Annotated in this window: 17 protein-coding genes and 1 tRNA gene; 3 read left to right on the top strand and 15 right to left on the bottom strand. The window is 39.7% G+C overall.

Annotation, left to right across the window (positions count from 1 at the left end):
- Positions 1–21: 21 nt before the first annotated feature.
- From VH441_RS01320 to VH441_RS01280, 9 genes are all read right to left on the bottom strand, one after another.
- On the bottom strand, positions 22–465 hold the full coding sequence (locus VH441_RS01320) for a hotdog fold domain-containing protein (protein ID WP_434353689.1): 444 nt from the start codon (positions 463–465) through the stop codon (positions 22–24).
- A 234-nt stretch (positions 466–699) separates the two neighbouring features.
- On the bottom strand, positions 700–1,116 hold the full coding sequence (locus tag VH441_RS01315) for a DUF2177 family protein (RefSeq protein WP_434353688.1): 417 nt from the start codon (positions 1,114–1,116) through the stop codon (positions 700–702).
- A gap of 44 nt (positions 1,117–1,160) precedes the next feature.
- Positions 1,161–2,531, bottom strand: coding sequence for a class I SAM-dependent methyltransferase (locus VH441_RS01310; RefSeq protein ID WP_434353687.1), 1,371 nt, complete (start codon positions 2,529–2,531; stop codon positions 1,161–1,163).
- A 64-nt stretch (positions 2,532–2,595) separates the two neighbouring features.
- Entirely contained in the window at positions 2,596–3,546 is a 951-nt protein-coding gene (locus VH441_RS01305; protein WP_434353686.1) for a DUF1365 domain-containing protein, read from the bottom strand.
- A 27-nt stretch (positions 3,547–3,573) separates the two neighbouring features.
- Positions 3,574–4,056, bottom strand: a complete 483-nt coding sequence (locus tag VH441_RS01300; protein WP_434353685.1) for a glutathione peroxidase — start codon at positions 4,054–4,056, stop codon at positions 3,574–3,576.
- A 108-nt stretch (positions 4,057–4,164) separates the two neighbouring features.
- Complete coding sequence (locus tag VH441_RS01295; protein ID WP_434353684.1) at positions 4,165–5,901, bottom strand: NAD(P)/FAD-dependent oxidoreductase; 1,737 nt, start codon at positions 5,899–5,901, stop codon at positions 4,165–4,167.
- A gap of 12 nt (positions 5,902–5,913) precedes the next feature.
- Entirely contained in the window at positions 5,914–6,780 is an 867-nt protein-coding gene (locus VH441_RS01290; protein ID WP_434353683.1) for an SDR family NAD(P)-dependent oxidoreductase, read from the bottom strand.
- A 111-nt stretch (positions 6,781–6,891) separates the two neighbouring features.
- Complete coding sequence (locus VH441_RS01285) at positions 6,892–7,497, bottom strand: lipocalin family protein (protein ID WP_434353682.1); 606 nt, start codon at positions 7,495–7,497, stop codon at positions 6,892–6,894.
- Positions 7,498–7,610: 113 nt separating this feature from the next.
- Positions 7,611–8,195, bottom strand: a complete 585-nt coding sequence (locus tag VH441_RS01280) for a fasciclin domain-containing protein (RefSeq protein WP_434353681.1) — start codon at positions 8,193–8,195, stop codon at positions 7,611–7,613.
- A 351-nt stretch (positions 8,196–8,546) separates the two neighbouring features.
- Between VH441_RS01280 and VH441_RS01275 the strand changes: the two genes are divergently transcribed.
- The gene (locus VH441_RS01275; RefSeq protein ID WP_434353680.1) at positions 8,547–9,161 is read left to right on the top strand and encodes a TetR/AcrR family transcriptional regulator; all 615 of its coding nucleotides are present in this window, start codon (positions 8,547–8,549) and stop codon (positions 9,159–9,161) included.
- Entirely contained in the window at positions 9,158–9,448 is a 291-nt protein-coding gene (locus tag VH441_RS01270) for a polyhydroxyalkanoic acid system family protein (RefSeq protein ID WP_434353679.1), read from the top strand. The genes VH441_RS01275 and VH441_RS01270 overlap by 4 nt, the downstream gene beginning before the upstream one ends.
- A 157-nt stretch (positions 9,449–9,605) precedes the next feature.
- On the opposite strand, the gene VH441_RS01265 is transcribed toward VH441_RS01270, so the two are convergent.
- The 3 genes from VH441_RS01265 to VH441_RS01255 all read right to left on the bottom strand — a co-directional run bounded on the left by VH441_RS01265 (position 9,606) and on the right by VH441_RS01255 (position 19,624).
- The gene (locus tag VH441_RS01265; RefSeq protein ID WP_434353678.1) at positions 9,606–11,288 is read right to left on the bottom strand and encodes an FAD-binding domain-containing protein; all 1,683 of its coding nucleotides are present in this window, start codon (positions 11,286–11,288) and stop codon (positions 9,606–9,608) included.
- Positions 11,289–11,437: 149 nt separating this feature from the next.
- Positions 11,438–18,835 (bottom strand): SDR family NAD(P)-dependent oxidoreductase, encoded by a 7,398-nt coding sequence (locus tag VH441_RS01260; protein WP_434353677.1) that lies wholly within the window; start codon positions 18,833–18,835, stop codon positions 11,438–11,440.
- Positions 18,836–18,961: 126 nt separating this feature from the next.
- A complete protein-coding gene (locus VH441_RS01255) occupies positions 18,962–19,624 on the bottom strand; it encodes a 4'-phosphopantetheinyl transferase family protein (protein ID WP_434353676.1) in 663 nt (220 codons plus the stop codon).
- A 387-nt stretch (positions 19,625–20,011) separates the two neighbouring features.
- Here VH441_RS01255 and VH441_RS01250 point away from each other — a divergent pair, with 387 nt between their 5' ends.
- A complete protein-coding gene (locus tag VH441_RS01250) occupies positions 20,012–21,721 on the top strand; it encodes a choline/carnitine O-acyltransferase (RefSeq protein WP_434353675.1) in 1,710 nt (569 codons plus the stop codon).
- Between the two features lie 241 nt (positions 21,722–21,962).
- Here VH441_RS01250 and VH441_RS01245 read toward each other — a convergent pair.
- The 3 genes from VH441_RS01245 to serC form a co-directional block, all read right to left on the bottom strand.
- Positions 21,963–22,038: transfer RNA gene (locus tag VH441_RS01245), tRNA-Asn, on the bottom strand.
- A gap of 95 nt (positions 22,039–22,133) precedes the next feature.
- The gene (gene gloB / locus VH441_RS01240; RefSeq protein WP_434353674.1) at positions 22,134–22,910 is read right to left on the bottom strand and encodes a hydroxyacylglutathione hydrolase; all 777 of its coding nucleotides are present in this window, start codon (positions 22,908–22,910) and stop codon (positions 22,134–22,136) included.
- Positions 22,907–24,022 (bottom strand): 3-phosphoserine/phosphohydroxythreonine transaminase, encoded by a 1,116-nt coding sequence (gene serC / locus VH441_RS01235; protein ID WP_434353673.1) that lies wholly within the window; start codon positions 24,020–24,022, stop codon positions 22,907–22,909. The genes gloB and serC overlap by 4 nt, the downstream gene beginning before the upstream one ends.
- Positions 24,023–24,141: the final 119 nt, after the last annotated feature.

Below are 24,141 nucleotides of genomic sequence, written 5' to 3'. Positions count from 1 at the left end.
GTCTAAAAATTTCAATGATTATTATGATTCATGTTTAACATTCATATTAATATCAGCAGTAAAGCAAACTGTACCTTCTTCATCAGTTGCATCAATATGCACAACAATCTCGCCTTCTTGTGAAAAGTCAATATCATTTGCATCACACACCACAGTTAAGTCTGTTTTTGCTTTTGCTAGATATTTAACTGTCATCCCTTGAGGAATCCAGCGTGCACCTTCAGGAATAGAAACATCTGTTGCCATTCCACCAACCAGCTCAGCAGCATTACACATTGCAATCGCATGTACAGTACCCAAATGGTTTAAAACTTTTTGTTGTTTTTTTAAAAAAACTTCACAGTATCCTTTTCTTAAATCCACTACTTGCGGATCTATACTAGAAAAATAAGGTGCAATATTAACAACAGCTTGTGAAAAAGCATCTGCGCCCATTGATTGAAATAACTTTAAATTTTGATTCATTAACTCGCTCCTTAATAATTAACAATATCGTAAAAGATTACAAAACAAGTATAGTTCGTATGCTAACTATATTCAAGTGCAAAATTTATATAACTTAGACTTTAAAGTTCTTTAGGATCCAATCCTATTTAAGTTGATTATTTTTGTACTTTAGCCAATAAATAATAAATAAGAAACGATCATATCGTTTCTTATTATTTTAGTTAACTTTCTTTATATTATCGTGAGTCTTATCTACTGCAACCATCCAAACTGGTAACTTAACCAGCCGGCAGCTACGGCTACCGTCCCTGTAACAAACCCACCCCAAACAAAGTCAACCAAAGCTGCTGAGGTGCTATAGTCTTTTAACAGTGCCAATGCGGTAAAGTCATAAGTGCCATATGCCATTAGCCCAATCAATCCCCCTAAAGCAAACAGTTGCCATAGCGGGGCTTGAGCTTTAACTTGTGGATAGATAATCAGTACGCACAAAGCAAAGATATAAAACAGATAAAACATGGCTGCTGCCAGCATATTTGGCGTATCTGTGAGTAGATGCCCAATGCGTGGATGATAAAACGCCTGGGTCATGGTTTTTAGCCAAATACCATCAACTACAACAAAAACTGTCGCCGCAGTCAGGTACACCCATATATATGCTAGATTCATATTATTCTCGCTTTCATATAATTATATTTACTAACACAAACTATCTATTCTTTAATCGCCTTTACCTGCACAACCCCAATGGTTCGTTCCAAAAACCCACCTTCAGAATACGCAAAATAAAATTGCCATAAGCGGATAAACTTATCGTCATAGCCCATCGCTCGGATATCATCCAAACGATTCATAAAAGCATGCCGCCAGTCCCGTAAGGTGTATGCATAGTCATAGCCATAATCAATCAACGACTTTACCACCATGTCGGTTTGCTCAGTAAACTGATTGATGATTTCTTGATTAGATAGCAGACAACCACCAGGGAAAATATGCGATTGGATAAAGTCCACCGAGTTTAGGTAGTCTTCATACCCTTGGTCGTTAAAGGTAATTGCCTGCATCGCCATGATTCCTTTTGGTTTTAGCAGCGCATTGCATTTGGCAAAAAACGTTGGTAAATATTCATGTCCAACTGCTTCAACCATCTCAATACTAATAAGCTTGTCATATTGACCTGTTAGCTTACGGTAGTCTTCTTTTAACAAGGTGATTTTATCCGTGAGTCCCGCCTGCTCTACTCGCTGTTTTGCCTCATCATACTGAGCATCAGATATGGTGGTTGTGGTCACTTGACAACCATAGTTTTGCACTGCAAAAATCGCCAAACCACCCCAACCTGTCCCAATTTCTAGTAAATGGTCGTCAGGCGTGAGTTCTAACATATCACATAAGGTTTTTAGCTTAGTCTGTTGCGCTTCGGGCAATGGTGTATTTGGTGTTGGATAAATCGCTGATGAATACATCATGGTCTTATCCAAAAATGTTTGATACATGTCATTGCCAAGGTCATAATGAGCAAGAATATTCGACTTCGCTTTGCTTACCGTGTTTGAACGGGCTTTATGTTTTTTAAATTCAACGGATTTAGTTAGCAAAGATAACTTACTTTGCAGTTGCTTCATGACGTTGATATTGCGAGCAGCCAGTCGGATTAATGCTGTTAGGTCATCGGCTTCCCACTCACCATCAATATAACTATCGGCTAAAGCAATATCCCCACCTGTTATCAACTGTCGATAAAAATTTGGATTATGCACGGTTAAGGTCACATGCAAAGGGTGTGAACCAGCAATTTCTCCATTTTTTTTACTTTGGCTATCATTTAAATTACCCTCCCCAAAAAGATGAGTTTTAGGTTTCTTACCATAATTTTCTATCAGCGTGATACTGCCAAATTGCAAATATGACAATCCCTTAAACACAAGGCGTTTGCTGGTAAGGTCAACCCCTTTTTTGACAGGGCTTAGAACACTAGAAAGCTTGCCACCAATCAGCGATTGAGCAGTAGAGGTATGGCGGTCAGTCGGTAATTGGCTGGCAGTCGATGCGCTAATATCGAGTTCGGTATTTTTTCTGAACATTGTACCTCTCCTTATTTCTCTTAAATGTACGGTTTGCTATGCACTATTGGCTATTCATTACTGTCTATTTTTTAAAAGTTGCTTGCCCGCTCTCTTTTAGCTTTTGGTTATATCCAACATAGGGCACTTTTTTCATTACATACAGTCGAAACGCATGCCAATATATCCGAACCATTGAGCTATAGTTCATCACTGGGTTTTGTTTAATGGTATGTCGTAAGTTTTGTGAGGTCATCGGCATGGACTTCATATTAATGCCCGCTTCAAATACCTTGCCTCGCTCATCCGAAACATGAATGCTAAGTTTGATATTTTTTAAATAGCTCTCTTTAGGGGCAGAAACTTTTACTTTCCATGTGTAAGTTTGGTCTAACGGGTTAAATGGTGATACATGAAAGTCTTTGTTATGACTAAATTCACTATCATTACCTGTTAACAAAAAACCATAAAAATGACGTTTATTCCACGGCGTATTTGATACCTCTGCCAATAGGTGACTGGCATTACCCGCTTTATCAAACCCAATATAAAAATTGACAGGGCTAAAATAAACTCCCAAATTTCGACTGACCACCAATGCCAAGATATCCCCTGTTGGCTGGCTACCTGTTAGTCGAATAAACTCTTGATTCACCGTATCTAACCAGTGTTTCGCTTTTTCTTGGTTAGCTTCTTGATTTATTCCTTGTTTGTTATCCCACTTGTGCAGAGTGTCTGAAAATTCTAAGGACTGCTTTAGATACTTAGCATTATCTACATTACTCTCATCAAGCTTATTGATATCAAAGTAATCGGCAAAATCAAAGTTATGTAAAGCTCGCTTATGAGTAGAAAACAACTTACCAACTATTTTAAGTTTGTCACCATGACTATCTGGTGGAAAATCGCCATTTGCCAACCGTTTTAAACTTAGCCCCCAATAGCGATACGGATAGCTAAAGCTATGCTTAGCAGGCATATGACGAGCGTGCCATGTTGTACCTGTTAAGATTTGGTGGGGGATAAAAGGCTTCATTGTTTTCAATACTTTTAAGATAAAAACTTAGCCAAGCAGCTTTTTAATGTCACTGGCAATGGCTTCTGGCTTGGTAGTAGGTGCATAGCGTTTGACTACTTTGCCATCTTTTCCAACCAAAAATTTACCAAAGTTCCACTTAATGGCGTCGGTTATTAATCCACCTTTTTGGGATTTTAACCATTTGTAAATTGGGTGGGCATTGTCACCATTAACATCAATTTTATCCATCATCTGAAAGCTGACACCATAGTTAAGTTGGCAAAATTCTGTGATTTCACCTGCATCACCTGGTTCTTGGTGACCAAATTGATTGCACGGAAAGCCAATGACTTCCAGTCCTTTGTCGTGATAGTCTTTATGTAATTGCTCTAAACCCTCGTATTGAGGCGTTAAGCCACATTTGCTGGCAGTATTAACAATAAGCAACACCTTGCCTGCATACTCGCTAAAATCTTTGTTTTGACCTGTTAAGGTGTCTGCATTAAATTGATAAATGGTATCTGTCATGTTATATCCTTAAAAATTGTAAATTGACAAAAATACTAAACCGTTAGTTTTTCTCGTTATGCGTGAGCCAGCAGTGCTTTAAATACTGTTATTCTTTAGCTACTGTTCTTAACTAAACAGTTGGTTTAGCTGGGTATTCGTCGTTGCTGATTGCACTTGACGTTTATTTAGTTTAGCACGGTTTTTGCCACCCTTATTTTTATGCGCTTTACTAGGTATATTTTTATAAGTGAATATTGGATGTGGTTCAATCGTATTGTTTAGATGGCTTGGGTCTACCTTATCCAAAATATCAACATTCACACCTAGACTTGCACACACACGTAATGCACTACGAACACCATCTTCATGAAAACCGTTAAACCAATAAGCACCCGCAAAGTGCGTACTCTGATTAACAGAAGCATCGCCTGAGATATACTCCCAACGTTTTTGAGCCATGGTCATATTGACATCATATACAGGATGACGATAATCAATATGTTTAATCACTTGTAATTCATTGACAGGCTCGTTTAATGTCACCAAATAGTTATGCTTTTTAACCAGTCGTTGTAAAATATTCATGTGATAAGTCAGCACTGGTTTAAAGTTACCACAATGCGTTTCTTCAATTACTTTTGTATCGTCAGTTATCTTAGCTTTGCTCGAAGAGTCGTTTAACAAATAGTTCCAGCTCGCCCATGCCAGTGGTTTATTTGGTAGTACACTGGTATCTGTATGCAAAATGGCTTGGTTATCCGTAAAGTTAAACGCCTCTAATACCTGTTGTTCCTGCTCACTAATATCAGTTAATAGACGCTTTGCCACATCAGCATGACAGGCAAATATCACTTCATCAAACTTAGCAGTTTTGGTTGCTTTTCCTACCGAGTCCGTGTTGATGTTCTTGCCAATATCCATGTTTTGATTCACTTGATAAGCAATGCTAACTCCGTCTGTCATACGCTGTACCGACTGCACAGGTGAATTGACCAATGCCTTGCCTCCCATCTTGGCATAGCGTTTTACCAATTTATTGACATACTGTTTAGAGCCACCTTGAATCGTAAACCATTGCGGACGATTAACCACATCTAGCAATCCATGATTATCAAAAAACTGAGCAAAAAATATCAGTGGAAAAGATTTGCTATCCTCAAGACCCATCGACCAAATCGCTGATACCATTGGCAACAAATAATTATCTTCAAACAACTTGCCATATTTTTGTGTGGCTAGATAATCGCCAAGTGTTTGAGATGACAAACCATCTAGCTTTGCTTGTTTAGCAGTCAGTTGCTTGGTTAAATTTTTAACTTTACGCTTGCTGTTAGTGTTGGCAACTTGTGTGGTTAATTCTTGTATAGTTTGCTCAAGCTGTTGATAAGATTGCCTAAGCTGTTTGATATGCTTATTGAAACTCAGAATATCTGTTGCAAATCGCCAAAAAGACGGACTCAAGATATTTTTACGCTGTGATACCAGACTGTTTAATGTATGACCATTGTACTCAAAGTTAATAGTAGGATTCTTAACCGAAAAGCTCATGTCCGTTTTTTGAAATGCGACATTCAGTTCATCAAGCAAGCGAAAAAAATTGGGATAAGTGCGTTCGTTAAACACAATAAACCCTGTATCAATCGCAGAGGTTTCTATGTGTGTGCTCTTTTTAAACCGTCCAACGGTATCAGCAATCTCCACATCTATGGTATTCACATGTCCACCCAAATACTCATTGGCTTCAAAGATGGTGACATCATGGTCTTTTACCAAATAATGCGCACAAGTTAACCCTGATATGCCCGAACCAATGATGGCGATACGTTTTTTAGATGAGTTTGTCGTTTTTGCTATATTGCTCATGCATATTCTCAATTATTTATTCAACCTATCCGATACACGCTCCCAAACTACATTGGGTAACATGCCAAGTGTTTTTAAGGGAACAGTCAACCTTTTTGGAAACTCAATCACATCCTCACCATTTTCGATACCTTTTCTAATCGCTTGGCTTGCTTGTTCTACTGTCTGCAAAAATGGCATGTCAAAATCATTTTGAGCCGTCATTGGCGTATCAACAAATCCTGGTATCACCAAACTCACGTCTATATCATATGGCTTTAGGCTCAGTTGTAAGGTTTTAATCAGATAATGCACCGCTGATTTAGAGCTGGCATATGCTTCAGCACGAACAAAGGGTACAAATGCCGATGCTGAACCCAGTGCAACCAATCGTCCTTTTGATTGCTGTAAATAAGGCAATACTGCTTCAATGGTATGTACCAACGTACCAAAATTGGTATTCATCACGTCCATTATCTTAGCACTATCAAACCCTAATAACTCTGATGAAGCTGAGGACATTGTATTGATAGTTTGACTGGCACTGTTACTACTATTAGTAGTATGAGTAGAATTGATATGAGTGATATCAACATACTGACAAATGCCTGCACAACATATCACCACATCCAATGGTGTTTGTTGCAACATATTTTGTATTGAGTCAATTGCCTGATTTCGGTCGGTTAAATCAGCAATGATAATCATAGCCCCGAGCTGTTTTAGTTGCTGCAAAACAGTTTGGTTTCTACCCACTGCATAAACATAATGACCCGCATTTAGGTAATCAATCACCAATTGGTAACCAATGCCTGAAGTTGCACCCGTAATAAGAATACGTTTGGTCATTTGTCGCTCACTTGTTACTAAGTATTGGTTTGTTAAGTAATTGTAAGTCATATCGTTTATTAAATATCGTAACGTTTGACTGGTTCAATTACTGGTTAGGTTTTGCTTTACTTATCACTTGTTGCTTATTCTTGATTACTTTTATTGACTGGTTATTAATTACTAGTCACTGTGTGTTGTCCGAATCAATTTATCTAACTCGTAGCCTTGTGCTTTGGCGATAGCCACATATCGTTGATAATCTACTTCAGACATATTAGGCGTGCGTGACAATATCCATAGATACTTACGGCTGGGTGAGCCTATCAGCACATGATTATAGTTGCCTGTCTTTGCATCAGTATCTAATGCTAATATCCAATAGCCACCTTTACCCACAGGTAACCACTGTAATGACTTAGGCAAAAAACTGACTAACAAACGGCTATTCTTGGCATCAGGATAGTTTGCATCAGCGCTTGCTACACCGTTGGCAACCATCTGATTACCACGCTTATCAATACATTTATTGGTGACCTTAATTGTGCCATCGGCACGTTTGCGATAAGTGGCAGTGACATCCCTACGACAATTTCGCTGAAAATACATTGGCAAGCGTGCTATCTCATACCATGTACCTTGATAGTCGTCTAAATCAACGTTTGTAACTGTCGTTTGTAAACTATTACTAGTTTTTTTATTGCTTACTAAAGTTGAGCAAGAAATAAACAAACTCGAAGTAGCAACGAAGACTAAAATTTTAAGCAATTTTTTTGGTATTGATGTCATTTTTTTACCTAATATTTTTATCTACTACGTCTTAAAAAACACAAATTGCTAAGCTTGGCTCAACAATTTGCAATCATTGTGTATACTTAATTAATGCTAAAAAAACATCAATCTTAAGGCAATATAACCTTATCAATTACATGAATTACACCATTGCTGGCTTTAATATCAGTGGCAACTAAGTTTGCCATTCTGCCACGAGCATCGGTAATCTTCCCTTCGGCACCAAAGCTAAACTGTTTGCCTTGAACCGTTGTTAAATTCCCTGGTTTTACTTGATGTGAATATACTTTTGCAGGAATAACATGATAAGTCAGCACTTGGGTCAATAGTGGTTTGTTAGCCAATAGTTCTGCTTTAGTCATACCAAGTTCACCCAGCAGGTTAGCAAATGCTTGGTCTGTTGGTGCAAATACAGTTAAGTTTGGCGTATTTGCCAATGTATCAACTAACCCTGCGGCTACAACTGCTTCAACCAAAATACTGAAGTTTTCATCAGATTGAGCAACTTGTACTAAATTTTTTGCCATCATTTTATTGTGATTACTAGCATCAGCATGACTACTATGGTGCTGTGCATGTGATTTTTCTGTGTGATTTGAGTGGCTTGGGCTAGTCATACAGGCACTTAACGCCATAGTTGCTAATACAGCGGTAGCCATTGTTGTTAGTTTGGTAACACTTCTTGTAACTGTCATAATCAGTCCTTTTTTGATTCAGTTTTATATGAATAAAAATAGCTCCTTAAAATACCGAAACTAAATTTAACTTAAACATCCTTAGATACCTGCTAACAATTTATTGTTTTATAAAAACAATGATTAAAACAAAAATATTTAAAACTAATTAAAGTGCAATAGGTATTAAATATAGTTCGTTATAACTAAGAATAAATATACTATACATACCAGAAAAAGAATAGTCAATACGCTTTTATACTAATTAGTATAAAATATACAAATTGGTAATATTTCGTGCTTTTGGGTATAATCTACTCATACAACAACCAATCAATGGTAATGTGTTATGAAAACTTGGAATCACTCCTGATGACTGAAAAAAAACTCACTTTCAAACAAAAAATGATGATAGAGCGCGAAAAACTCATTATCGAAACCGTTAATAACCTACTTGCCACCAAAGGCTATGATGCCATGACGGTTGATGAGATTGCTGATAGCGTTGGTATTGCTAAAGCATCTTTATACAGACACTTTCCTAGTAAAGAAGCATTGGCAGTTGGGGCATTGGTTGACATTATGAAAACAGGATTGAAGCAAATAACTGTCCTTAATCATGGTGATAAAAGTGCCTTTGAAAAGCTTAAAATCGTTACTCAATGGGCAATGCGACTCAAGCTAAACCAGCAAATGCCCAATCTGCCTAGCGAAAACTCCTCTCTGCGTGAGCATCTAATGGCACATGAAAATTACATGGATATGTTAGTGACCATGTCAGACTCACTTGGAGAATGGATAGAACAAGCCCAAGCCATAGGTAATATCACCACCAATGTTGAGCCACTTTGTATTCTCTATACTCTATATGCCAGATCCTGTGATCCTGTATTAGGGTTTTTGAAATCCAGTGGCATGTATGATGACGAAAAGATAATTGAGATGGTAACCACAACCTGCTTTGAGGGAATTGGGAGTAAATCATGAGTGACTTACACATTTTGCGTCAACACACGCTTGGCTTAGAAAAAGCCCGAAAGATTACTGATGACTGGATAGTATCTGCCAAAAAAGACTATCGGATGACTTGTTCACTGGAACGTAACGATGACCAAGATGTTGTACAATTTAAACGCTCAGGCGTAGAAGGCGTGTTCATCAGTACCGCAGATAAATTTGAGATGAACGCCAAGTTAGGTTTTTTGTTTAAAAGCTTTTTGCCAAAGATTAAAGAACAGATTGAGAAGAATTTGGATGCAATTCTCGACGCTTAGACTTATCAATTAAGACAGTAACTAGTCTGAACCTATAATAATAGTAGGAATAAAACACGGTTACTAATAAGTAAGTAGTATAAAAAACTAAGTTCCATTTCTATAGTTCGTTTACTTTAACTTTACATTGCCCTATTATCTTACGATAAGTAAAAACTTAAAATAAACCCAACTGAACATCATCTGTAGTGCTTGTTGCATTTTCACTTACACCTCTGGGTTTTTTGACCTTATTCTTCTTTTTTGAGCTACCCTTGTGGTTTGAACTAACCTTGCGACTCGCATGCTTCTGTACAATCTGTTTTGCAATATGACCATGGACGTGATGCTTACGGATGGCAGATAGCTTATCGGTTGCTTGTCTTCTCGCTGTTTTTTCATCGACGATGGGCATGGGATATCCGTTCATCGCTTCAATACCTAATATTAAATCATCGGCACATAACCAAGGCGTATGAATAAACTCAGTTGGCATATTAGCAAGCTCAGGAATCCAACGCTTGATAAATACACCTTCAGGGTCTTGGTCCACTCCTTGCTTAATTGGATTATATACTCGAATACTGTTAATTCCCGTTGTACCAGATTGCATTTGAGCTTGGCTATAGTGAATGCCTGGTTCATAATCCACAAATAACCGAGCCAAGTGTAATGCAGGTCGTCGCCAGTGTAACCACAAATGATAACTGGCAAAACTCATCAGCATCGCCCGCATACGAAAATTAATCCATCCTGTCGCTATCAAAGCACGCATACAGGCGTCTATCATTGGGTAACCTGTATGCCCCGTTTGCCATGCCTTAAAGTACGCTTCATTAAACTCATGCTCTCGCAATCCATCATACACAGGGTGTAAGTTATAAAACTCCATCTCTGGTTCAGATTCAAGCTTTTGTATAAAATGGCAATGCCAGCGTAAGCGGGCTGAAAACGACCTCATGGCACCACCCCAAGCTCTTCTATCCTGTTTAGGGCGATTTTTTATTTCCTCATTTTTTGCCTTATACGCCACAAACACCTCACGCATCGACAGCACCCCAAAAGCCAAATATGGCGACAAACGAGAACAACTGTCAAACGCTGTTACAGGTGATGACATTTGCTTAGTATAACGCTCTCCTCGGTATGTCAAAAAGCTCTGTAGTGTTGCTAACCCATGCTCTCGACCACCAAGCTGGCGACAGTCATCATTAATCCTAAACTCATTAGGGACAAACTCATCACTGTTTTTGTCATCAGTATGGTTTTTATCTGACATGCCGTCAACTGAACTAGCAACCAAACCCAGCATTTCTGGTGTTGGCAAAACATCTGAGGGCTCATCAATCATGGTTAAACTAAGGGGTGCAGGCAATACATTGGCATTCATTTTTTCATACCATAGCTTTGACCAATGGTCTCGACCTTGCATTCGGTCAATCCGCCGAAACACACCATATTGTAAGGGCTCATACCAGACAATCTGTCGAGCCTTTGCCCAGCTTGCGATACGTTTATCCCGCTCAAATGTCCAACCGTTCCATGTTTCTTGGTGTGACCAAAGTGCTGTCACGTCATATTTTTGATGCAATGCCTCCAACACCTCAATCGCATCGCCAACCTTGACCACTAGAGGGCAACCAATCGCTTTAAGCGACCGATACAAGTCGGTCAAACATTCATACAAAAATACATAATGCCGATGGCTCATATCAGGCTGTCGCCAAAGTTCTGGTTCAAAAATATAAACGGGCAAAACCTCACCATGTTTTGATGGATTACTCGCACGAGCCTTAACCGCCCGTACCAGTGCTGGGTGGTCAACTAATCGTAAGTCTCGTTTAAACCAAAGGAGTTGCATCGCTATTAACTAAAGCCTAATTTATTTTTGTTAAAATATAACCCAATCGTTTATTTAGTATTTTTCTTATCAACTGCATGATAAATAACCTTAACACCTTTTTGATGTAAAAATTATATAGTCATTAATAAAAAAACATTTAGCTCAAATTATTTACTCTCTAAAAAGTCCACTAAGTCTTGCGGAGTAGGATTATCGAATATACTCGCCAGCGTCAAACTTTCTCTGTACTCGCCAAGGTTTCGTTGCAATTGCAACAGTATTTGACTTGCCAATAAGCTGTCACCACCAGCAGCAAAAAAGTTATCTGTTGCTTGGTAACTTGGCATGCTCAGCACATCACAATAAACCGCCAAAACACGGAGCAATAAATCACGCTCATCTATCTCTCGATGTTCATCATCGAGCTGCTTCATATTATCGGCTGGTTCATTTTGATTATTTTGCTGAAGCCACTTGGTTACCCTTGGTGATAATGGACGGGTAGATATCAGCCACTGTTGTGGTTCAGGCATCGCCAATAGTCGTTCTATGGTCTCGATACCCTCTGCTATTGGCATGGCAAATTTTGCAACTGTTTGCTCATAAGCGGTTGTTTGCTCTTTGCTATAGTCAAAGTCCCAATCATCCCAGTTCACACAAAACCAGCGGATGCCATGTCGCCAAGGGTTAGCTGCCGCATAAGAGTCCATAAAACGGTTGGCAGCGGTATAGGCCGTCATACTATAGCCCCCTAATATGGATGCCAAAGATGAAAACAACATCACAAAATCAGGTTGGATTTGATGCGTTTCAATACCTCTTGCTAGTGTTTGTGAGATATTGAGTAGCCCAGCAATTTTTGGCTCAAACTCTTTTTGTGAAATAGCGACATCAATTTCTGGTAAATAGCGTAAATCTGCCAATCCAGCCAAATGGAAAACCCCATCTAACCCACCAAACTCGTTAACCGTTTCATCAACTAAGGCTTGCACTGCGTCTAGCTCGTGCAACCTTGTGGTAACCACTTTTACAGTTGCCCCAGCCTGCTCTAGCTGAAGCAAATGCTTAATTGTTTGTGTCATTTGTGGGTTAAAATTAGCATCTTGCTCGTTTAAACCAGCAAGGGTATGCCATGATGATTTTTCAGGGAACTCTCTGGTTGTGGTGAGTACAAGGTTGGTATTATGTGTAGCCAAGTGTTTACAAAGTTCACGAGCAATACGCCCAAGCCCACCAGTAATTAGATACGTGCCCTGTTTTTTGATAGCACCTTGCCCATTATTATCCTCTTCACAATTTGAAGAGACAGCAGGAATCGTTGCATTTTCATAACGTTTAACCCAACGCTTTGAACCACGCAAAGCAACAAATGGCTCGCTATCAGGCTTGGCTGTACTTATTTCTGCCAAAATACGTTTTTTAACTGCGGTGCTATCCATCATTTGTGGTCGGATATCAATGGTACGACACGCAATCTGAGGGTACTCTTGTGGCAACACAATGGCAGCGCCCAACATGGTTGATTTTATTGGGTCAATAGCTTCATCACTAACTTGGAATGTGCTATCCGTCAGCATCCACACATCAATTGGATCAAGGCAAGCTTGTGTTGCCAAGCCTTGCGCAAAATAAAGTGTAGGGTAATAAGTTGCATCTAGCTGTGTTTGTTTATCATTGCTATCATCTTGTGTAAGCTCTAAGGTGTCACCTGCCGTTAAACTGTTTAAATACAACACACGATTAGGGAACTCACCACTATCCGACAACTGGTTCAAGTAGTTAGCATAAGCCACGGCTGAATCCAGTTGCAGCTGAGCTGGGTCAACCACCCGCACTTTTGCCCCTGCTTGCTGTAATTGGTTAACCACATATTGGCACAACTCATCAATTTTTTGTGATTGATTGCTACTCACAATCAACCAGCGTTGGTCTGATAAATCTTGATTAGCAACCGCAAAAGCACTGCAAGACCAAGATGGAATAAAGCCTCGATGACTCATATCGGTAATCATGGCGTTATCATCCACTGGCATATTGTTTGCACTATCTGCAACCAAGGCACCTTCATTAACCCAATAGCTTTCAGGCTCAAAGGCGTAGCCAGGCAACCCAATGCGGCGTGCAGGGCGTCGGCTGTTGGCATCATCACTATAGTTACCCTTATCACCACGATATTGTGACCAATCTATATAACGACCTGCTATCCACAACTGACTGATTGCATTATCTAATGCTTTAGTGTCTAGGGTACTATTATCTTTAGGGTGTCTGGCACACGCAGTTACCATGGGCTGTTCTTCTACTGGCATATCCGCTGTGAACGCCTGCAAAGACTTGGTTAAAATGGTGCTGGCACCGGCTTCGATAATGGTACTTGGTGACTGTTTTAATAAATTGGTAATATTACTGGCAAAGTTGACCGTGCCACGCATGTGCTCTGCCCAATAAGCATCATCATGCACTTGCTGTTCTGTCATCCAAACACCTGTCACATTTGACATAATGGGGATGGTTGGCATATTACGAGTTAGCGGTGCTACTGCGTCAATCAGTGCTTTTGACGGTTCATCCATCATCGCTGAATGAAACGCTTGACGCACATTCACCGCTTGGCAAACAACACCGTCATTTTGCAAGGCAGTTTTTACTTGCTCGATGGCTTCAGTAGTGCCAGATAGCACCACATTTTCGGGTGTATTAATCACACCAAGGTCCACATCACAAGCAATATCTGGATGAGTTATTAGCCAGTTACGTGCCTTAGCCTCACTCATTTTAACCGCCAGCATACGCCCTTCGCCAGCTTGCTCCATGGCACGCCCACGGGCAACAATCAAACTTAAAGTATCTTCTAGGCTAAAAATGCCTGCCACATAGGCAGCCGTATATTCACCAATGCTATGACCTGCGACCGCATCAGGTTTAATGCCCCAATCCATTAAAGTGCGTGCCATCGCAATTTGATGTGCCACAATCATTGGCTGGGTATAATAAGCGTATTTAAAGGTTTCTTTTGCTTTGGCTGAATCATCATCTGCAAATAAAAGTGTACGAATGTCTATATTTAGTAATGGCTGTAAAAGCTGACAACACTCGTCAAAATGGCGTTTAAAAACAGGCTCATTGTGATATAAGTCATATCCCATTTTTTGGTGTTGCGAGCCTTGACCGGGGAATAAAAATACCGTGTTAATATCTGATACCGCTTGCTTGTCGCTAGGCTTTTTAACAGCAAAGTTGATAGTCGTATTTAACGTTTGCTTAGCTGCTAAACGTAAACTAGCAATGGCATCTTTAACATTGATACAAGAAACAGCACGTCGATATTCAAAATGATAACGCCCTTGTTGTAGCGTAAATTCAACATCTTGCAAATTAAGCTCAGGGTACTTTTGCAAATAATCAGCTAAATTTTGCAGATTACGCTGACAAGCAGCCGCTGTTTTGCCACTCACAACCAATAAATGATGATTACGTGCCTCCTCTACGATAGCAGTATCAGGCAATTTATCATCATTTAAGCCAGTTTGTGACTGCGGTGCTTCTTCTAATACAAAATGGTTATTAGTACCGCCAATCCCCAAACAAGTCACACCTGCACGCCTTGGCATATTTAGTGTTGTTTGCCATGGTTTTAATGTGTTATTGATGTAAAACGGGCTGTTTTCAATATCTATTAATGGGTTCGGCAACTCAAAATTGAGCGTTGGTGGTATTTGCTTGTGATACAAGCTTAATGTTGCCTTCATTAAACTTGCCATACCTGCGGCAATATTACTGTGCCCAATATTTGGTTTGACTGACCCCAAAGCACAAAAATTTTGCGCTGATGAATAACGCCTAAACACCTCAGTTAAAGCCTTGGTTTCAATCGGATCACCAATCAAGGTGCCTGTACCATGCGCTTCTACATAAGAGATACTATCGGCTGTAACCTTGGCAGACTCTAAAGCACGTGTGATAACTGCCTTTTGCCCTTTAACGCTAGGAGCAGAATAACCCGTTTTATCATGACCATCATTATTGTTTGCATAACCTTTAATCACGGCATAAATTGTATCGCCAGCGTTGATGGCATCATCCAAGCGTTTTAGAACCACTACCCCAACGCCATCGCCTAAAATCGTGCCGTTAGCCTTTGCATCAAAGGTGCGTATCTTGCCATCTTTTGAGTTGATATGTCCTTCTACATATTGATAGCCCGCTTGTGGGAAGATAATGCTCGATGCGCCAGCCAAGGCAACATCACAGTGGCGAGTCTGTAAAGATTCACAGGCACTTGCCACCACAGACAACGCTGTTGAGCAAGAGCTTTGCACCGCAATACTCGGACCTTGCAAATTTAATAAATAAGACACACGTGTGGTTAAGTAGTCTTTATCATTGCCGGTTTCGGTCATGTGATAACCGATTGGGTCGGTGGCATCCATAAAGCCACCACCAGCTAGGTTATGCAATAAATATAAAGGTGAATAACAGCCACCAAATACACCAGTACGCTGACCATTTTCATTAGGGGCATAACCAGCGTGTTCTAGTGCATGCCAACAGGTTTCTAAAAACAGGCGGTGTTGTGGGTCCATGATTTCGGCTTCTTTTTTGCTTAGTTGCCAAAACTTAGGGTCAAAATAATCCACATTATCAAGCACCGCACCAACTTTGCGGTAGTTTTCGTCGCTATATACCGACTTTGGCACTCCGTTTTTGTCTAACTCCTCATCGGTTAGCTCTCTAATCGAGCAGACCCCATTACGCAAGTTATCCCAAAACTCATCAATATTATCCGCCCCAGGGAAATGTGCTGCCATACCAACAATAGCAAGTTCGGTTGAGGTATCGCCTATTTCATTAAATGAGTTGGCGGTTATATCAGCTTCTTCTAGTTCGTTATCATCATGATTAATTTTTGCATCCAACTCACTTGCCAAAGACGCAATGGTAGGATTGGTAAAAATATCAATGACAGAAACATTTATGCCCAGTTCATTAGAAATTGATCGACAAACCTGAATGGCTAGTAAAGAATGCCCACCCAAATCAAAAAAATTATCAGCTAATGAGCTGGCCGCAACACCCAAATGCTTTTGCCACGCTTGCAAAATCACTTGTTCAGTTGGGCTTGCCATCATCATAACGGTATCATTGCTATCATTATTTAAAGTTGTCGCTTGTATATTTGTTGGCTCAGGTAGCTGTTTTCGGTCGAGCTTGCCCGTTACCGCATGCAAAGGCAAGGCTTTGATAGGCATAAAATAACTGGGCACGGCATACTGTGGTAAATGCCCTTTTAAATGCGTTTTTAAAGCAGCAATTAGCGCATCATCTGCCATGGTGGCATTGCTCACAATATAAGCCACCAATGCCTCTGGCTGACCAGTTTGCTCATTATCTTTGGTAATAACGGCAGAAGAATGCACCCCCTCATGGGCATTAATTGAGGTTTCAACTGCCCCCAATACAATGGTATAACCACGTAGTTTAATCATAAACTCGACACGCCCAGTAATTTCTAACTCACCACTGGGCAAAATTCGCCCCATGTCACCTGTTCTAAACATAATCGGCTCATTAGATTCCTCTGCTGATTTTTTAGCAAATGGGTCAGGCAAAAATCGCTCGGCCGTTTTGTCAGGATCACCCAAATAGCAACGTGCCAATGAGTCGCCAGCCACATAAACTTCTGCAGGGATACCTTGTGGTACAGGCTGCAAATTATCATCTAATAAATAAATGCGTACATTAGACATTGGCAACCCCAAAGGTGCAAATTTTGGCGAGTGCATATCATTTAAGGTGGCTAAATCATGTGTACAAACATCGTGGGTTTCAGAGATACTATAATCATTAATAAGCTGACAATTTGGCAATACTTCAAAAAAGCGTTTACACAAGGCACTTGGTACCACCTCACCATTTAGCCAAACTATTTGCAACTTGGCTAAGCGATTGCTTAAATCTAAGTCTGGTGTATTTAATATTTGCTCAAGCAATGATGGAGTAAATAGCACCCGTGTAATGTCGTTTGATTCAAGATAATCAACCAATTGCCAAGGGTCATAAATCACACTGTCTGGAATAATATAAGCAGGATAGCCTTGTAATAGTGGACGCACCACTTCCCACACAAAAAACACATTGGCCGCTTCTCTCTCACCATTTTGATAAGGGTGATTGCGATAACGCCAATAATAAGAATTTACAGCACCCCGATGCGGACACAAAATGCCTTTAGGCTCACCTGTTGTACCAGATGACATCACGCAATACGCCAAGCTATCAAGCGTTGGTAACGCTCTGTCTTTATCAAGCTCTGGCAATTCGCCAGCGTCTATTTTATTTAAAATTGGCGACACCCAATCACCATCTAAATTCACCGCACACTCATCATCCAACCACTGTTTTGGCAGCTGTGGTGCATAATCAGACGTTGTTAAAATAGCAATCGGTTGAGTTTTGGTTAAGACTCTTTCTAGCAAATCTGTTGGGTAAGCAACCTCTAACGGCATATAAGCACCGCCTGCTTTTAAGATGGCTAAATACGCCACCACATATTCAACAGAGCTTTCCATAAAGATACTAACCAAACTATCAACCACCACCCCACGTTTTTGCAGCTCCCTTGCCAAAATATCGGTTTGCTCATCTAACTGCTTAAAGGTGAGCGATTGAGCTGGGTCACAAATGGCAATACGGTCTAGATGTTGTTTTGCTTGCTCTCTAAATAGTTCATGCAAGCATTTTTCTGGATACTGGCTGCTATCACCCATCATCATAGATAACGGTTGATTGTTTAAATCTTGCTCTAGCTCACCGGTGATATCTGCTAACAGCTCAGACATTTTAGAAACTGTATAAAAGTGGTCACCCTCATAGCATTTAAAAGCAAAATCACGACAGGTATAAGCACGCCAGCTATGCATATCTTGTTCGGTTAATAAGGTATCTTTATCTCCCAATGTTGCGGTAATCGGTACGGTTAATGGCTCAGCCTTTTGCCATTGATAAGTTTCTGACACCTCAAAGTCTGCCCGTAAAGGCGGTAAAATAAAATCGACTAACTCTTTGTTTTGCAATGCCTCGTCTGGCACCAAACCAAGTTCACCAATTTTGTTGAGTAACTCAGCATCCGATAATTGATACATGGGTGTATCAGCATGCGACTCTGCGGGCACTTCATGCGCTGAGGTAATAAGACGCATGGGCAACTTTAAGGTTGTGCCTTCTGTTTGATTTGCTTGCTCAATACGGCAAACAACCTCATATGCCACTAAAGCACCAACACTGTGCCCAAAAAAGGCATAAGGTTTGTCTAAAAACGGCGTGATTGCATTAACAATCTCATTAACAAGTTCACCCATTGAGTGAATGGCGGGCTCAGCGTGTCGACTACCCCGACCAGGGAAGCTTAACGCAACCACTTCTATAAATTCTGGCAATGACTCTGCCCAATCTTTAAAATTTTGCGCACCGCCGCCACCATGAGGGATACAAAATAAACGCACTTTGGCATGTGGACGAGGTGTGAAATAAGTTAACCAAGGAGATACTGTATAATTTGAAGACATAACAAGAAGGTTCTTTTTATTGTGGGTGAGTTAATAATTCTGGGTTAGTTCATATTTTAAATTAACTGATTTATATCATCACTATAACATGAATAATTATGACAAAACCCGTTAATCTGGTAATGGTCAGTCAGTACAAAACTGAAAGTCATTTGTAGAAATGGGCTGCTTTGTACAAATCGCACAAACATGACTGGCATCCAAGTCGCAATAGTAAAAATACCAATCTGTTTGCCTTTGTTGATTAATTTCTATACAAGCATGATTGCCATCTAAAACATGGATAGTAAAGCTATTGAGTGGTTGCGAAACCCCTACCCCTAATGCCTTCAAATAACTTTCTTTTAACGTCCAAATACGATAAAAACGGGCAAGCTTATTTTTATCACTGCCATTATTAATGTAAATTTGTTCAGCACGGCTAAATAAACTCATCACTTCAAAATCTATGTCCGTACGGCATTGCTCGACATCAATACCAACCATTTGCTTATCAACAGCACAAACGACCCAGCTACCAGAATGAGATAAATTAAAATAGCCCAAACCATCAGCCTTAAACATAGGTTTGCCAAAACGGTTTTGCACAATATGTTTATCATCACTGGGTAACCCATGCTGAGTTAACGCATGATTTAGCAACTGCCCAGCCATCAAACAACGTACGCTATCTTTTAGGTGATGATAACGCTCAGCACGTTGCAAACGGCTCGGGCTGACATCTTGTTTTAAAGTAGCTAACACACTGCGCCTGACAGGAAAATCAATATGACGTAAATAGATAACCATGCCTTTTTACCCATCTGTTAATTAAAATATAATCATTTAAGCCCACATTTCATATTTATAAAAACCAAATTTATAAAAACCAAATTTATAGTAACCGAACTTAGTTTGCATCATAGTATTAAACTCGCAAAAGGTACTATTTTGTACATTTTCACTCCCTTACTTTTAAGGGCTTTTTAGTAGGGCTTTTTAATCTCAGTTACGATAGTCATGATAATGCGCTTAAAAGAATTATTATGCCACTACTCATGAGCTCATTTAACCATTTTAATAGCTTAATAGGTCATATAATTGTAAGAATAACTCGGCATTGAGTGCTACAATAATCTTAATCTGCAATTTATTAACACGATAAAAAATCTACCCTAATATTTTTGGAGTTCAACAATGCCACAAACCCTACAACAACCGCTTCCATTACCAGCACTTGAACAAACATTAGATAAGTTTTTAACCGCCATCGAACCTGTTTTTGATGCTGAATCAAACCATAAAGCCAAAAAAATTACCCAACAATTTGCACAAACTCATGGTAAAAAACTTCAACAGCAGTTATCAGAATATGCTGAAACACAAGCAAAAGTGGGCAAAAGCTGGATTTCTGATTTTTGGCTAACAGCGTATTTAGCCTCAAGGCAATCTAAAGCCTTAGTGAGTAACGTAGGATTCCAAATAAATTATCAAACAGAATCCACTGGCTTGACGCGCGCTGCCGAGTGGATACACCGCATTACCAAAACCCACCGCAATTTTATCGATAATCGAATTGAAGCTCCTACAGATAACCGAGGTAACCCATTATCAATGGACGGTTGGCATACACTAAAAGGTGCCATGCGTTTGCCAAACAAAAGCTGTGATGACTATTATTATAGTAATAAAGGCATGGATAACCGCCATATCAATGTATTTTGGCAGGGCTCACATTATTTACTTCCAGTCACTGACTCGCAAGGCAATGTATTTGCTATAGAGGAGATTGAAAGCGCATTAGCTACACTATCCAACAACGAAAATAGCGTTAGCTTACCTTTTACCGCAATTAGTGCTTTACCGAGTGAAAACGCTTACACCCAACTGGATGATTTGTGCCAAAATGCACACAATGCTGAGGTATATTCGGCATTAAAAGATAGTTTATTTTGTATTTCTCTGTTTCATTCGGGCGAAGATGACATAACACAGTTAGAACAACAAACCTTTTTGCCTGCTCACTCATGGCAATATAAACCATTTACTTATCAAATGGATTTAGATTCAGACTTTATGGTTGTGCATGTTGAGCACACGGGGCTTGATGGCGGAACACTAAGTTTGTTGCTCAATGATGCATTTGCACAGTCAACCGAAGCCGAAACGGCTGCCAACACTCAACTTACAGCCATGGACTGGGAGTTGTCTTCTGAACAAACACAAGCTATTTCTGAGTTGTTAAAACCTGTTGCAGACAATGCCAAAACCTTTAAAGTACAACAATTTACTGTCGATTATTCTGCCATTAACACCAAAGTAAGCCATGATGCTTTGTTCCAATTTAGTTTGGCATATGCTCAGTTAAAAGTCTTTGGTCAATTAAAAAATACTTACGAGGCGGTAGACACCAGTAGCTATTTAGCTGGTAGAACCGAGTGTTTGCGTCCAAACACCCCATCAGCCAAATTATTGGCAGAAAAACTGTTGCAAAATACCGCAACGACAAAAGATTTAACCAATGCTTTTGCTGAGCATAAGTCTTGGGTAATTGCTTGTAAAACAGGGCAAGGCATAGACCGCCATTTATATGCCTTACAACAAATAAGCCAAACTGATAATGAAATTAGCGAAGATAGCGTTACCCAACAGTTTTTTGAATTGGTGAACGCTTTTGCAGGCAAAGACTTTTTATCAACCACCACTATGGGTGGTCAGTCGCCAATTCGTCGTTATGTGTTTGTTCCAACTTCACAGGGTGGATTTGGCGTTAACTACAGCATGGACAAACAGTTTTATGAGTTTGTATTAATTGCCGATGATATAAGCCGAGATAAGCTTGATGAAATGCAACAAGGCATTACTGAAGGTGCTGAAAAGCTAATTGCTATGATGGCAGAAATGTAAAATGATTGTGTAAAAAGTTAACTGCACTTACTAATTAACTTAAAGTTATTAGTTTAGATTTCATTACACCACAAATATGTTAAAACCTCATTTGAAAAAATAGGGTTTTAATATATTTGTTTGCTCATAAACAAACATGGTGTTTATTTGATAAATCTCTATGAGTCGATTGAAACTGCCTTAATCAATTAACTTAATCAAATAAAAAACCCTCATACATATTGTATGAGGGTTTTGCATATGGCTCCCCAACCTGGGCTCGAACCAGGGACACACGGATTAACAGTCCGATGCTCTACCAACTGAGCTATTGGGGAATAAGCTTTATTAAGGTGTTCGCCTTAAGTGCTGGGTATTCTATCAAAGTATTAAAATTCGTCAAGCACTTTTTTCATTTTTATGAGATAAAAATTTAAAAATCATCTTTTAGCTTTCTTAGTGCCGTAAACACCGTCAATGGCGCTTTATCAATTAAGTCACATTTTTGCGAAACCGACTCAACCACCGCAGGCTCATTCACTCTTAAAAATATATTAATTAATCGTTCTATCTCTAAAGTTGTTGGCAAAGACGGCGTTTTATCTAAAGCTAGTTGATTAACTTTTTCAAGCCATTGTTGCATTGCCGCATTATTTGGCTCAATAAATAAACCAAATTTTAAATTGCTTGCGGTATACTCATGAGCAGGGTAAAAAAGTGTGTCTGCTTCAAAACTGTTAAGCTTTAACAGGCTGTTGTACATTGCCTGCATATCGCCAGTAAACACCCGACCACAGCCACCACTAAACAAGGTATCACCACAAAACACATGTTTATTTTCACCAATATTTAAAACATATGCCAAGTGGTCTTGAGTATGCCCTGCCACTTTCAACACATCAATGTTACATCCCCACGATCTAAAGCTACTGCCCTCTTTTACCGTATAATCAGCTTTTACACCGTGTCGCTCATCAGCCATCACATTCACTAAAGGGTACATCTCTCTAAGTTTTTTAACCCCACCAGTGTGATCAGCATGTTTATGAGTAATCCAAATCGCGGTTAGCTCAAGATTATGCTCGTTAATAAATGATTCAACAGGTTCTGATTGACCAGGGTCAACCACAATCAGTTGTTTATTATTTTCATTTAATAATGCCCAGATATAATTATCAGAAAAAGCATACAATGGGGTTATTTTAATCATTGATGCGTCTCTTCAAACGTTTTCATAAACTCAACCAGCTGTTCTACCCAATTAAGGCTAATAGCGTTGTATATACTGGCTCGCATACCCCCAACACTACGGTGACCTTTTAAGTTCAACAAACCTTTTTGCTGTGCTTGTGCTAAAAACTCAGCATCTAGTTCACTATTTGCCAAAGTAAAAGGGACATTCATCATCGAACGGTGTTTTTTATCAACAGGGTTTTGGTAAAAGCTACTCTCTTCAATCGTATTGTATAAAAGCTGTGCTTTTTGCTGGTTGACTTTTTCTATTGCCATCAGCCCGCCTTGCTGTTTTAACCATTTAAATACTAAGCCCGCTAAATACCAAGAATAAGTTGCTGGCGTATTGTGCATGGAGTCTGCTTTAGCTTGAATTGAGTAATTCATAAGGCTTGGGCACCAGTCACTTGCACGATTTAATAAATCGTCACGTATGATGACAATGACCAAACCAGCAGGACCAATATTTTTTTGTGCGCCTGCATAAATCATCCCAAACTTTGACACATCTACTGGTGCAGATAAAATACAAGAAGACATATCACAAACAATTGGCACATCAGAATCTAGCTCTGGTATATCAAACATTTGCACGCCGTGAATGGTTTCATTAGCACAATAATGAAAATAACTGGCACCTTTGGTTAGCTGCCATGAGCCCTGTTTTGGTACGCTGGTGTAATTGTTTGCTTTGTCACTTGCGACAACATTAATGTTACCCAGCCCCAGTGCCTCATATCGTTTTGCTTCTTTAATTGCTTTTGTAGACCACGCACCCGTGTCAAGATAGTCTGCCGTGCCACCTGCCAACAAATTTAAAGGAATAGCCGAAAAGTGTAAACTTGCACCGCCCTGTAAAAACAATACTTTATAGTTATCAGGAATGTCCATTAACGCTCGTAAATCCTGCTCCGCCTGATCTGCAATAGAGATGTACTCTTGGCTACGGTGGCTCATTTCCATTACGGACATACCCGTACCTTGCCAGTCCAATAGCTCCGCCTGTGCTTGTTTTAGCACCTCAGTTGGCAAGCTGGCTGGTCCTGCAGAAAAGTTTGCTAAACGCTTATATGCTGGTGTGGTACTCATATTTGCTATCCTTATAGCTTAATTAGTGACATATTTTTTAAATGTTAATTTATCGACTGATATAATAGGGTTAAATCGTTATAGCTAAATCATTTAATGGCACAAGCTAAATAGCCCGT

The organism is Psychrobacter sp. HD31, assembly GCF_051097895.1.
Lineage (GTDB): Bacteria > Pseudomonadota > Gammaproteobacteria > Pseudomonadales > Moraxellaceae > Psychrobacter.
This window is presented reverse-complemented; position numbering and strand designations above follow the sequence as displayed.

Bases quoted from the DNA above. Each gene is read 5' to 3' on its own strand.
- gloB (WP_434353674.1), bottom strand. From the start codon at position 22,910: ATGATTAAAATAACCCCATTGTATGCTTTTTCTGATAATTATATCTGG.
- VH441_RS01305 (WP_434353686.1), bottom strand. From the start codon at position 3,546: ATGAAGCCTTTTATCCCCCACCAAATCTTAACAGGTACAACATGGCAC.
- VH441_RS01315 (WP_434353688.1), bottom strand. From the start codon at position 1,116: ATGAATCTAGCATATATATGGGTGTACCTGACTGCGGCGACAGTTTTT.
- VH441_RS01300 (WP_434353685.1), bottom strand. From the start codon at position 4,056: ATGACAGATACCATTTATCAATTTAATGCAGACACCTTAACAGGTCAA.
- VH441_RS01310 (WP_434353687.1), bottom strand. From the start codon at position 2,531: ATGTTCAGAAAAAATACCGAACTCGATATTAGCGCATCGACTGCCAGC.
- VH441_RS01285 (WP_434353682.1), bottom strand. From the start codon at position 7,497: ATGACATCAATACCAAAAAAATTGCTTAAAATTTTAGTCTTCGTTGCT.
- VH441_RS01270 (WP_434353679.1), top strand. From the start codon at position 9,158: ATGAGTGACTTACACATTTTGCGTCAACACACGCTTGGCTTAGAAAAA.
- VH441_RS01275 (WP_434353680.1), top strand. From the start codon at position 8,547: ATGACTGAAAAAAAACTCACTTTCAAACAAAAAATGATGATAGAGCGC.
- VH441_RS01320 (WP_434353689.1), bottom strand. From the start codon at position 465: ATGAATCAAAATTTAAAGTTATTTCAATCAATGGGCGCAGATGCTTTT.
- VH441_RS01265 (WP_434353678.1), bottom strand. From the start codon at position 11,288: ATGCAACTCCTTTGGTTTAAACGAGACTTACGATTAGTTGACCACCCA.
- VH441_RS01290 (WP_434353683.1), bottom strand. From the start codon at position 6,780: ATGACTTACAATTACTTAACAAACCAATACTTAGTAACAAGTGAGCGA.
- VH441_RS01255 (WP_434353676.1), bottom strand. From the start codon at position 19,624: ATGGTTATCTATTTACGTCATATTGATTTTCCTGTCAGGCGCAGTGTG.
- VH441_RS01280 (WP_434353681.1), bottom strand. From the start codon at position 8,195: ATGACAGTTACAAGAAGTGTTACCAAACTAACAACAATGGCTACCGCT.
- VH441_RS01260 (WP_434353677.1), bottom strand. From the start codon at position 18,835: ATGTCTTCAAATTATACAGTATCTCCTTGGTTAACTTATTTCACACCT.
- VH441_RS01295 (WP_434353684.1), bottom strand. From the start codon at position 5,901: ATGAGCAATATAGCAAAAACGACAAACTCATCTAAAAAACGTATCGCC.
- serC (WP_434353673.1), bottom strand. From the start codon at position 24,022: ATGAGTACCACACCAGCATATAAGCGTTTAGCAAACTTTTCTGCAGGA.
- VH441_RS01250 (WP_434353675.1), top strand. From the start codon at position 20,012: ATGCCACAAACCCTACAACAACCGCTTCCATTACCAGCACTTGAACAA.